The following is an 11746-nucleotide window of genomic DNA, read 5'->3' on the forward strand; positions in this document are numbered from 1 at the left end:
TCATGAGTAAACATCGACATATCGCCGTCATTTTGAGCATTACCGAATTGTCATGTTGCGGTTCACGTTGAGTTCATGTGGGAACCTTCATTGTAGCCAGGCGTCTTTGAGGACAAAGGAGTTTGAGAGATGAAGAAGTTTCTTTCGATTGTCTGTGCCGCGACCGTCGCATTTACCGGCGTGGCAGCTACCAGCGTAACCGCGAGTGCGTCGCCCGCACTCATCCGCGCCGTCGATTCCGGTGTGACGAACGCGAACGTGATCGAGGTCCAAAACCGCCGGGAAACGCGTCGCGACCGCCGTGAGTTCCGCCAGGATCGCCGCCAGGATCGCCGCGAGTTCCGCCAGGAGATGCGTCAGGACCGTCGCGAATTCCGCCAGGACGTTCGCCAGGCCCGCCGCGGCTTCTATCGTGACGGCAATTACAGCTACTACAACGGCCATCGCGGCTACCGTGACCGCCGTGCCGGCTACCGTGAGTTCAACGGCTTCTGGTTCCCGGCCGCGGCCTTCGTGGCAGGTGCCATCGTCAGCGGCGCGATAAGCCAGCCTTCGCGCACGGTCGTCGTCCGGCCTGGCCGCTTGTCTCAGGCGCATGTCGACTGGTGCTATGACCGCTACCGTTCGTACCGCGCCTCGGACAACACGTTCCAGCCCTACAATGGCCCGCGAAAGGCATGCTACTCGCCCTACAGCTAAGTGCGGGCAGATCGAAACCAACAGGGGCGGCCTTCGGGTCGCCCCTTTTTGTTGGGTTGGCCTGAGTGTGAAGCGCCTGAACGGCCAATCGAATCCCCAACGGCGATGTCGGCGGGTGATGGAAGGGATATCAAGGCAGGATATCGTGGTGCCGCTTAGGTGACTCGAACACCTGACCCCATCATTACGAATGATGTGCTCTACCAACTGAGCTAAAGCGGCCCGTCGAAAACCGCCCGGGCATTGTCGGGGGCTCGAAAGTGAGCGCTTGATATCCGGATCGGTCGGCAAATTCAAGCACCCCGCGCTGAATTTCGCGGCCGACGTTCCGCACCGGCGCGAAAGACTGCAAGGGCGCGGTGCAGGTGCCGCCGATGTGATGCGACGATGGTCGCAAGTCCTTGCAGCGCCTGTGGACTCTTGGCCAAGCTGCGATAGAGTTTCGCTCCATGCCTTCGGGCGTGGAGTTCAAATGGAGGGAGAACGCATGTCGGATGTTTCAATGGTCGTGAATGGCCGCAAGGTCTCGGGTAGTGTGGAGGACCGGACCCTACTCGTACATTATTTGCGGGAAAATCTCGGATTGACGGGCACCCATGTCGGTTGCGACACATCGCAATGCGGCGCTTGCGTCGTCCACATGGACGGCAAGGCCATCAAATCCTGCTCCATTCTCGCCGCCCAGGCCTCCGGCTCCGAAATCACCACCATCGAGGGCCTCGCCCCCGGCGCCGAACTCCATCCGATGCAAGCCGCCTTCAAGGAACATCATGGTCTCCAGTGCGGCTTCTGCACGCCGGGCATGATCATGACCGCCGTCGACATGGTCCGCCGTCATCCTGAAGGGCTGGACGAGAAGACAGTGCGCAACGATCTCGAAGGAAATATCTGCCGCTGCACGGGATACCACAACATCGTCCAGGCGATCCTGGCCGCATCGAAGGCGATGGCCGGCAAGAACGAGACGCAGGCGGCCTGACCGCCGGACCGATCCTTGGAAGTTCACTCGATTCGGTAACCGGAGGAGGTACTGAAAATGGGAATTGAAGGCATTGGCGCCCGGGTGGCGCGCAAGGAAGACAAGAGATTCATCACCGGCGCCGGGCGCTACACCGACGATTTCGTCGTTCCCGGCATGAAGTTCGCGGCCTTCGTCAGAAGCCCGCATGCCCATGCGCGCATCCGCGGGATCGACGCCGACGCCGCGCGGCAGATGCCCGGCGTCATCGACGTGCTGACCGGCCCGGAAATGAAGGCCGACGGCATCGGCAACATCATCTGTGGCTGGATGATCCATTCGAAGGACGGCTCGCCGATGAAGATGGGCGCCTGGTCGCCGCTGGCGACGGAGACGGTGCGCTATGTCGGCGACGCCGTGGCGATCGTCGTTGCAGAGACGAAGGCTCAGGCCCGAGATGCCGCCGAAGCGGTCGAAGTCGACTACGAGGAACTCGAGGCCGTCATCCTGCCTGAAAAGGCGATGGATCCGGGCGCGCCGCAGGTGCATCCCGAAGCGGAAAACAACCTGACCTTCGACTGGGAAGTGGGCGACGAGGCTGCCGTCAAGGCCGCGTTCGAGAAGGCGACCCACCGCGTCAAGCTGGACATCCTGAACAATCGCCTGATCCCGAATGCGATCGAACCGCGCTCGGCCATCGGCCACTACAACAAGGCCGAGGATCACTACACCTGCTACACGACCTCGCAGAACCCGCACGTGGCGCGCCTCGTCATGAGTGCGTTCTATAATGTTGCGCCGGAAAACAAGCTGCGCGTCATCGCGCCGGATGTCGGCGGCGGATTCGGCTCCAAGATCTACATCTACCCCGAGGAGATCACCTGCCTGTGGGCCTCGAAGAAGACCGGCGTGCCGGTGAAGTGGACGGCGGACCGTTCGGAAAGCTTCCTGACGGACGCCCATGCCCGCGACCACGTGACGACGGCCGAGATCGCGCTCGATGCCGACCACAGGATCACGGCGCTTCGCGCCGACACGATCGCCAATCTCGGCGCCTACATGTCGCTCTTCTCCTCCGCGACGCCGACCTATCTCTACGCCACGCTTCTGTCCGGCCAGTATGAGATCCCGGCGATCTACTGCAACGTGAAGGCGGTCTATACGCACACCTGTCCGGTCGATGCCTATCGCGGCGCGGGACGGCCCGAAGCGACCTTTGTGGTGGAGCGCCTGGTCGAGACGGCCGCGCGCGAGCTCGGCATCTCGCCGGCCGAACTGCGCCGGAAGAACTTCATCAAGTCCTTTCCCTACCAGACGCCGGTGATCATGAATTACGATTCCGGTGACTTCGACGCGCTGATCGATGCCGCGACGAAGGCGATCGACTATGATGGCTTCGCCCGCCGCAAGGAGGAAGCGAAGAGCCGGGGCAAGCTGCGCGGCATCGGCATGAGCTGCTATATCGAGGCCTGCGGCATTGCGCCGTCGGCGGCGGTCGGCTCGCTCGGCGCCGGCGTCGGCCTTTGGGAATCGGCCGAAGTCCGCGTGAACGCGGTCGGAACGGTCGAGGTCCTGACCGGCGCGCACAGCCATGGCCAGGGGCACGAGACCACTTTCGCGCAGCTCGTCTGCGACCGGTTCGGCCTGCCGATGGACAATGTGTCGATCGTCCATGGCGACACCGACAAGGTGCAGATGGGCATGGGCACATACGGCTCGCGCTCCGGTCCGGTGGGCATGTCGGCCATCGTCAAGGCCCTCGACAAGGTCGAGGCCAAGGCGAAGAAGATCGCTGCGCACATTTTGGAGGCCGATGAGGGCGACATCGTCATCGAGAATGGCGAGTGCAAGGTCGCAGGCACCGACAAGACGGTGCCCTGGTTCCAGCTCGCACTGGCCGCCTATACCGCGCACAATCTGCCGGGCGGCATGGAGCCGGGCCTCAAGGAGGGTGCATTCTACGACCCGACCAACTTCACCTTCCCGTCCGGCTGCTACATCTGCGAGGTCGAGATCGATCCTGAGACCGGCAAGACCGAGATCGTCCAGTTCGTCGCTGCCGACGATTTCGGACGCGTCATCAATCCGATGATCGTCGAAGGCCAGGTTCATGGCGGGCTCGCGCAAGGCATCGGCCAGGCGCTTCTGGAAGGCGCCGCCTATGACCGCAATACCGGCCAGCTCGTCACCGGCAGCTACATGGACTACACCATGCCGCGCGCCGACGACCTGCCGTCCTTCCAGGTGCCGATGACCGAGACGATCTGCCCCGGCAATCCGCTCGGCATCAAGGGCTGCGGCGAGGCGGGCGCGATCGGTTCCCCGCCGGCCGTCATGAACGCGATCACCGACGCGATCGGCAACAACGACCTGACGATGCCCGCCACGCCGCAAAAGGTCTGGGCGGCGCTCAACGCAGCAACGCGGCACTAGGAGGAACGCACATGTACCAGACCAATTATCACCGCGCGTCCTCCCTCGAGGACGCCGCAAATGTCCACGCCGGTGCCGATGAGGCCAAATATCTCCTTGGCGGAATGACGCTCATCCCGGCCATGAAGACGCGGCTCGCGGCCCCGTCGGACCTGATCGACCTGCGGCACGTGGATGGGCTCAAGGGCATCAGGGTCTCCGGCCGCGAAGTCGAGATCGGCGCGGCCACCACCCATGCCGACATCGCCCAGTCGAAGGAGATCGAGAGCGTCTGCCCCGCCCTGCACTACATGGCGAACCACATCGGCGACCCGCTGGTGCGCCATCTCGGCACGATCGGCGGCTCGGTCGCGAACAACGACCCGGCGCAAGACTATCCGGCCGCACTGTTGGCGGTGGACGGCACGATCGTGACCAACAAGCGCGAGTTGAAGGCCGACGCCTTTTTCACCGGCCTGTTCGAGACGGCGCTGGAAGACGACGAGATCGTCACCGCGGTGAAGTTCACCGCCCCGGAGCGTTGCGGCTACGAGAAGTTCCGCAACCCGGCCTCGCGTTATGCGATGACGGGCGTCTTCGTCGCCAAGAGCGCCGGCGGCGTGCGCGTTGCGGTGACGGGTGCAGGCGAGAACGGGGTCTACCGCGCCAAGGAGCTGGAGGAAAAGCTTGCCTCCAACTTCGCGCCAAGCGCCCTCGACGGCGCGACGGTGCCTTCATCGAACCTGATGTCGGACATTCACGCCTCGTCGGAGTACCGCGCCAATCTCGTGGTGGTGATGGCCAAGCGCGCTGTCGCCAAGGCTGCCGGCTGACATGCGACCGGGCGGGCGGCAACGCCCGCCCGCTTCGGCTTACGAATTCGTCCGGGCGCGTTTCGTGCGACTGATCCGTTCGCGCCATGTGATGGTGATCGCGCTGGCGATGATTAGCGCGGCGCCGATCCAGCTCGCGAGCGCAGGCACTTCCGCAAACAGCGCGTAGTCGTAGCCTGCGGCGAAGATCAGCGTCAGATAGAAAAACGGCATCACAAAGCTCGCCTCGCCGCGGCGAAGCGCCTGGATAAACAGCGCCTGGACGCAAATCATGGTCGTTCCGAGCGTTGCCATGAGCAACCATTGGCCCGGTGTCGGCGCGACCCACACGAAGCTTGCCGCGGTTGCGGCAAGGGCAGCGCCGGCGAAATTGTTGATCGCCAGGATGCGCAGAGGCGGCTCGCTGTCGGCGAGCTTCTTGATCAGGATTGCCTCGGCGCCCATGAACAGCGCGGCGACCAGCGCCACCAGCGCGATCGGCTGAAACGCGGCCGAACCGGGCTGGACGATGGTCATCGCGCCGATGAAGGCGACCGCCGCCGCTCCCCAACGCCACGGCCCGACCTTCTCGCCCAGAAGCGGGATCGAAAGCAGCATCGCGACGACGGGGTTGAGAAACGAGATCGCGTTGGCATCGGCAAGCCGCATGAGCCCGGACGCGGCGAAAAGTGCGCTCACGCCCGCCCAGCCGAACAGAACCCGCAAGACATGATTGGTCCACCGCGTCCCGGTGAAGGACGGCCGCGCCGCGACGAGAAACGGCATCAGGACAAGCGCGGCGAAGCAAAAGCGCCCTGCGGAAATCTGGAACGGGTGAAGCGGGCTGTCGCCGCCCGCCGGCCCGAGCATTTTGGCGATGAGCGTCGTGGCGGCAAGCAGCGCGCAGGCAAGGAGCATCAGCCCGACGGCAGCGGCCGCGTCCTTCGGGCTGTGCCTTGCGACGCTGTCGCTCAAGCTGCGAGCTTCTTCTTCGCGTCCTGGTATTCGCGGGCAAGCCGATCGACCAGCTCGGCCGCGCCGACCACGGAATCGACCGCGCCGATGCCCTGGCCGCAGCCCCAGATATCCTTCCAGGCCTTCGACTTGTCGCCGCCGAAATTCATCGTGGACGGGTCGGATTCGGGCAGATTGTTCGGGTCCATGCCGGCCTTTTCGACCGAGCCCTTCAGATAGTTCCCGTGGACGCCGGTAAACAGGTTGGAATAGACGATGTCTGCGGCCTTGGAATCGACGATCATCTGCTTGTAGTCGTCGGACGCGCGCGCCTCCCGCGTCGCGATGAAAGGCGAGCCGATATAGGCCAGGTCCGCGCCCATAGCCTGGGCGGCAAGCACCGCGCCGCCATTGGCGATCGCGCCCGACAGCAAAAGCGGCCCGTTGAACCACTGGCGGATTTCCTGGACCAGGGCGAAGGGCGAGAGCGTGCCGGCATGGCCGCCAGCTCCCGCTGCGACCGCGATCAGCCCGTCTGCGCCGCGCTTGATGGCGTTGCGCGCATGGCGATCGTGGATGATGTCGTGCAGCACGATGCCGCCATAGGAATGCACGGCCTGATTGACCTCTTCGACCGCGCCCAGCGAGGAGATGACGATCGGCACCTTGTACTTGACGCACAGCGCAAGATCTTCCTCGAGCCGCGTGTTCGACTTGTGAACGATCTGGTTGACCGCGAACGGCGCGGCCTTGGCCTGCGGGTTGGCCGCATCATGTGCCGCAAGATCCTCGGTGATCTCGGCCAGCCACTCGTCGAGCTGCGATGCCGGGCGCGCGTTCAGCGCCGGAAAGGAACCGACGATGCCCGCCTTGCACTGGGCCAGCACAAGGGGCGGATGGGAGATGATGAAGAGCGGCGAGCCGACGACGGGAATGCGCAGATTGGTCTTAAGGATGTCGGGCAGCGCCATTCGGGTCCTCCATGGATATTTGACGTTTGCGTAAACGTCGTTACTAGAGCATCGGCACGAAAAGTGGAAACCGGTTTTCGGCTTGGCCGCGCCATTGAACCGGCCGCCCGGCACGTTTAACGATGTGGCAACGATCATGGTCAATGGTCGGTAAACAACAAAAGGGTGCCGCTTGGACGGGATCGAGCAAGCAATCAGACGGGCCCTGGCCAAGGGAAATGACGACGACCGGACCTTCCGTGAAAAGGTCTATCGGTCCGCATTTGCCGCACTCGACCGCTCCTTGAAGGAAAAGCCTGAACTGACGGTCGAGAACGCCATCAAGCGACGCAAGGCTCTGCAGGCGACCGTCAAGGCGATCGAAACGGAATATGTCCCGGCGATGGCGCCCGAGCCGGTCGTCGCATCCGCGCCGGCCTCGCTGGCGCCTTCGGTCGCGCCGGAGCTTCGTGCAGACCGACGCGTCGGGCCGGTCGATGCGGCTTCGCGTTTGGAGCCCGAGCTTGCCGCGCCCGCGCGCCGGCCCGTCCGGCTCGACCAGGCGCGAACTGCAAGGGAGCGCAAGCCCAGGAAACGCGGCAGCGGCCGCATGCTGTCGATTGCCACTGGCCTCGTCATTCTGGCAGTCATCGGCACCGGACTGTGGTGGGCCTACGCCAATTTCGGCCATTTCATCGGCGCGGACATGCGCCAGATTGAGGCCGCGATCAACGAAAGCCGCGGCCAGTCCGGCCCGCCCGCGCTTTCCGCCGACGGCGCAAGTGCCGATGCCGGCTGGACCACGATATTCGAGCCGGCGGATATCGAGCTCGTCGCGCCGCCGGAAGGCGCATCGGCCGAGGCGACGCAGGACGAGGCCGGCAGCTATATGCGCATCCGCTCGGGCGCGTCGGGTGCGCCGATCGCGTTCACCGTCGGCCAGAACCTGCTCGATCGTTTCGCCGGCCAGCGCGTCGTGTTCAACATCGTCGCGCGCGGCATCGAAGGGGAGGGGACGCAGATTTCGGTCGAATGCGATTTCGGCGCCCTCGGCAATTGCGGACGCACGCGTTACGATGTCGGGACGACGCAGGAGGATCACCTCTTCGAGGTCGCCCTGCCGCAAGGCTCCGCCGCCAATACGAGCACGATCACCGTCAACACCGACGTTACGGGCGCGGGACGCGGGGTCGATATTTTCGCGATCCTCATGCGGCCGGCCGAGTGATCAGCCGTCGAGCATCGACAAAAGCGCGTCGAGCCGGTCCGCTTCGCCGGCCGGCTTGTCCCATCTGAGCCGCGAGACGCGCGGGAAGCGCATGGCAACGCCCGACTTGTGCCGCGTCGAGCGGTTGAGTCCTTCGAACGCAACCTCGATGACGAGCCCATGGTCGGGCTCCGCCCGCACCGATCGCACAGGCCCGAAGCGGTCGATCGTGTTGTCGCGGATGTATTTGTCGAGCCGTTTCAGTTCCTCGTCGGTGAAGCCGAAATAGGCCTTGCCGACCGGCACCAGTTCCGGCTGGTCCCCCGGCCCGGTCCACACGCCGAACGTATAGTCCGAATAAAAGCTCGAGCGCTTGCCGTGCCCGCGCTGCGCGTACATCAGAACGGCATCCACCGTATAGGGATTGCGTTTCCACTTGAACCAGGGACCCTTTGGCCGGCCCGGCACATAGGTTGAGTCGAGCCGCTTCAGCATCACCCCCTCGATCACCGGATGCGGCGGCGTCTGGCGCATGGTGTCGAGTTCCTCCCACGCGGCGAAATCGACCAGGGGCGACAGGTCGAAGCGGGTCGCGTCCAGCGTCGCCACGAAGGCCTCAAGCCGCTGCCGCCGCTCGGCGAAGGGCAGCTTGCGCAGATCCTCGTCGCTAAGTTGCAGAAGGTCGTAGCATCGCACGAAGGCCGGAAACTGCTTCTGGATCTTCGGCGTCACGACCTTGCGGTTGAGCCGCTGCTGCAGGTCGGAGAAGGTGCCGGTGTTGCCGCCGGGCGCGCCGACGAGCAGTTCGCCGTCGATCGCAGCGTTGAAATCCATCGATTCCAGAAGGTCGGGGAAGGTGCCCGAAATGTCGTCTCCGGTGCGTGAATAAAGTCGCGCGACACCGTCCTCGCAGACCACCTGGACACGAATGCCGTCCCATTTCCATTCCGCCGCATAGTCTGCCGGTACGATGCGCGTCAGGTCGGATTCTTCCACTGCGTTCGACAGCATGACCGGCCGGAACATCGCGCGGGCGGCGTGAACAGGCTTCTCGCCCTTGCCGTCGAGCCAGGCGAAAAGGCTGAGATAGGGCGGCTCCAGCCCGTGCCACAATTCTTCGATCTCGTGGACGTGCACCTTGCCGTAATCGGCCAGCGCCTGCTTGGCGAGCCGGGCCGATACGCCAACGCGAAGCCCGCCGGTGACGAGCTTCAGGACCGCAAAGCGGGACGCCGTCTCCATGCGGTCGAGGAGGCCCGCGAGCACTTTCGGCGCGTCGGATCGGCTGGCCGAATGGAGCCGCTCGACAGCTTCGGAAAGCGACACCCCGCCGGGAATGGCCTCGACCTGCGCATCGATGCCCCAGACCAGCGAGACCGTTTCGGCAAGGTCGCCGACATAGTCGTAGGAATAGGCGAACAGCGTCTCGTCCATGCGCTCGGCCATCAATGACCGCAGCACGCCGGGCTTGACCGCGTTGAACGAGAGATTGCCGGTGATCGCCGCCAAAGCAAGGCCGCGATCGGGGTCGGGCGCCTCGCGGAAATAGTCCTGCATCAAGGTCAGCTTCGCGTTGCGCGAAGAGGTGATCAGCAAACGGTCGAGCAGTTCCGCAAACCGGTCCATTACTCTGCTTCGTCCTCATATCCGAAGAGATGCAGCGGACGCGCCTTGATGCCGTTGAGCTCGCACCAGCGCACCAGCGCCTCCTCGCGGCCATGCGTGACCCAGACCTCGCCGGCCTTCACCTCGCGGATCGTGGCGATCAGTTCGTCCCAGTCGGAATGGTCGGAGATGATCAGCGGCAGTTCCACGCCGCGCTGTTTCACCCGCTGCCGGATCCGCATCCAGCCCGATGCGAAGGAGGCGACTGGATCGGGAAAGCGTCGCGCCCAGCGGTCGGCGAAGGCGGACGGCGTGCCGACCACGATGGCCCCGGCGAACTGCGATTTTGACCCACGCTCGATGGTCGCCGGTTCGAGCGGCCCAAGATCGATGCCCTGGCTCTGGTAGTAGTCGCACAGCTTCTGTAGCGCGCCGTGGATATAGATCGGCTCGTTGTGGCCTGCCTGGCGGATGAGCTTGATGACGCGCTGCGCCTTGCCGAGTGCATAGGCGCCGACGAGATGCGCGCGCTCGGGAAACTGCCGGACGGATTTCAAGAGCCGCGCGATCTCCAACCTGTCGTCGGGGTGGCGGAAGACGGGCAGCGCGAAGGTCGCCTCGGTGATGAAGACGTCGCATTCGACCGGCTCGAATTCCTGCGCCGTCGCATCCGGCCGCCGCTTGTAGTCGCCAGACGCGACGATTCGCAGTCCGTCCTTCTCGACCGCGATCTGCGCCGAACCGAGGACATGCCCCGCCGGATGGAACGAGACCCTCACGCCGTTGATATCGAGGCTCTCGCCGAAATCGATCGGTTGCGACGAGCCGGCGAAATTCTCGCCATAGCGGATGCCCATGATGTCGAGCGTCTGCCGCGTCGCCAGCACATGGGCATGGCCAGGCCGCGCATGGTCGGCATGGCCGTGCGTGATCAGCGCACGCGAAACCGGGCGCACCGGATCGATGAAGAAATCGCCGGGCGGGCAGTAGAGACCTTCGGGACGCGGGATCAGCAGATGGTGCGGGTTCATGGTTCACAACAGATAGGATTTCCGGCCCGCACGGAAAGGGATTGCGAAAGCGCTCGAATTGGCAGATAAGCCGCGCGCCCGATCATGGGCAGCGAGCCCCTTCGAAAATGAAGCCTATTTTGTATTCGTCCGGCAACGTCGCGGCCGACCGGCGCGCGGACTATGCTGAAATGCTGTTCGCATCCGGAGAGCATGCCGCCGCTTCAGAACTGATGGCCGACACGATGGCGCTTGCGCCCGGCTGGGCAACGGGCTGGTTCCGCCTCGGCGAGATGCGCGAGGCGGCAGGCGAGATCGCGGGCGCTGCCGACGCCTGGCGCGAGGCGCTGCGGCACGACCCTGCCGACCGGCTCGGGGCGGCCCTGAAGCTCGAACTTGTCGGCGCGATCGAGAATGCCGGCGGCATTTCGAGCGCCTTCGCCGAGACGCTGTTCGACCAGTATGCTGGCAAGTTCGACGCAGAACTCGTGCAGAAGCTTGGCTACCGCGTGCCCGAGCTGATCGCCGACGCCCTGCGCGCGACGGGCCGCACCAGCTTCGCCCATGCGCTCGATCTGGGCTGCGGCACCGGCCTGATGGGGGAGCGGTTGCGCGCGATGACGAGCTTCCTCCAAGGCGGCGACCTGTCCGAAAACATGCTGAAAAAGGCGCGCGCCAAGGGTGTCTATGATCGGCTGGAACGGCAGGACCTTCTCACCTTCGAGACCGAGCGCAACGTGGCCGATCTCGTCACCGCCGCAGACGTCTTCCTCTATGTCGGGCGGCTGGAGCGCATCTTCGCCGAGGTCGCGGCCGCGCTCGTGCCGGGTGGCCTCTTCGCTTTCTCGGTCGAGCGTCACGATGGCGCCGGCGATCTCCAACTGGGCGAATCTCGCCGCTACGCCCACGCGCCGGACTATCTGCGCCGCCTCCTCGCCGAAAACGGCTTCGATCTCGTCAACATGAATGACGCGATCATCCGGCGGGACCGCGGCGCAGACGTCGCCGGCCTGATCGTCCTCGCCGAGCGTCGGTCGCTGCCCGCACGTGTGGACGCGTCGGTCGACGAAGCGCCCATCCTCGACGCGCACCCTCACTGACCTTGGCGCATCGCCGACCCGGCGCTACATCTCGTCCGT

General features: G+C 64.6%; 10 protein-coding genes and 1 tRNA gene. 6 read left to right on the top strand and 5 right to left on the bottom strand.

Annotated elements, in window-relative coordinates:
- Positions 1–129: 129 nt before the first annotated feature.
- The gene (locus tag GTK01_RS15005) at positions 130–699 is read left to right on the top strand and encodes a BA14K family protein (protein WP_252927293.1); all 570 of its coding nucleotides are present in this window, start codon (positions 130–132) and stop codon (positions 697–699) included.
- A 146-nt stretch (positions 700–845) separates the two neighbouring features.
- Here the strand turns inward: GTK01_RS15005 and GTK01_RS15010 are convergent.
- Positions 846–921: transfer RNA gene (locus GTK01_RS15010), tRNA-Thr, on the bottom strand.
- Between the two features lie 265 nt (positions 922–1186).
- Here GTK01_RS15010 and GTK01_RS15015 point away from each other — a divergent pair.
- From GTK01_RS15015 to GTK01_RS15025, 3 genes are read left to right on the top strand one after another with little or no spacing between them, the layout of a single operon-like run.
- On the top strand, positions 1187–1678 hold the full coding sequence (locus tag GTK01_RS15015; protein WP_252927295.1) for a (2Fe-2S)-binding protein: 492 nt from the start codon (positions 1187–1189) through the stop codon (positions 1676–1678).
- Between the two features lie 57 nt (positions 1679–1735).
- A complete protein-coding gene (locus tag GTK01_RS15020) occupies positions 1736–4090 on the top strand; it encodes a xanthine dehydrogenase family protein molybdopterin-binding subunit (RefSeq protein ID WP_252927296.1) in 2355 nt (784 codons plus the stop codon).
- 11 nt (positions 4091–4101) lie between these two features.
- Complete coding sequence (locus GTK01_RS15025; protein ID WP_252927298.1) at positions 4102–4902, top strand: xanthine dehydrogenase family protein subunit M; 801 nt, start codon at positions 4102–4104, stop codon at positions 4900–4902.
- Between the two features lie 39 nt (positions 4903–4941).
- Here the strand turns inward: GTK01_RS15025 and GTK01_RS15030 are convergent, their stop codons facing one another.
- Positions 4942–5856: a DMT family transporter gene (locus GTK01_RS15030; RefSeq protein WP_252927299.1), complete on the bottom strand. Its 915-nt coding sequence runs from the start codon at positions 5854–5856 to the stop codon at positions 4942–4944.
- A complete protein-coding gene (locus tag GTK01_RS15035; protein WP_252927301.1) occupies positions 5853–6806 on the bottom strand; it encodes a nitronate monooxygenase family protein in 954 nt (317 codons plus the stop codon). Before GTK01_RS15035 ends, GTK01_RS15030 begins: the two co-directional genes overlap by 4 nt.
- 172 nt (positions 6807–6978) lie before the next feature.
- On the opposite strand from GTK01_RS15035, the gene GTK01_RS15040 reads away from it, so the two are divergent.
- Positions 6979–8013 (top strand): hypothetical protein, encoded by a 1035-nt coding sequence (locus tag GTK01_RS15040; protein WP_252927303.1) that lies wholly within the window; start codon positions 6979–6981, stop codon positions 8011–8013.
- Here the strand turns inward: GTK01_RS15040 and GTK01_RS15045 are convergent, their stop codons facing one another.
- A complete protein-coding gene (locus GTK01_RS15045) occupies positions 8014–9618 on the bottom strand; it encodes a cisplatin damage response ATP-dependent DNA ligase (RefSeq protein WP_252927306.1) in 1605 nt (534 codons plus the stop codon). It abuts the gene before it with no gap.
- Positions 9618–10628 carry a ligase-associated DNA damage response exonuclease gene (locus GTK01_RS15050; RefSeq protein WP_252927308.1) on the bottom strand — a complete coding sequence of 337 codons (1011 nt, stop codon included), beginning with the start codon at positions 10626–10628 and terminating at the stop codon, positions 9618–9620. Before GTK01_RS15050 ends, GTK01_RS15045 begins: the two co-directional genes overlap by 1 nt.
- Before the next feature lie 107 nt (positions 10629–10735).
- Here GTK01_RS15050 and GTK01_RS15055 point away from each other — a divergent pair, with 107 nt between their 5' ends.
- The gene (locus tag GTK01_RS15055; RefSeq protein WP_252927311.1) at positions 10736–11707 is read left to right on the top strand and encodes a methyltransferase domain-containing protein; all 972 of its coding nucleotides are present in this window, start codon (positions 10736–10738) and stop codon (positions 11705–11707) included.
- Positions 11708–11746 lie beyond the last annotated feature (39 nt).

The organism is Aliihoeflea sp. 40Bstr573 (assembly GCF_024105655.1).
GTDB lineage: Bacteria > Pseudomonadota > Alphaproteobacteria > Rhizobiales > Rhizobiaceae > Aliihoeflea.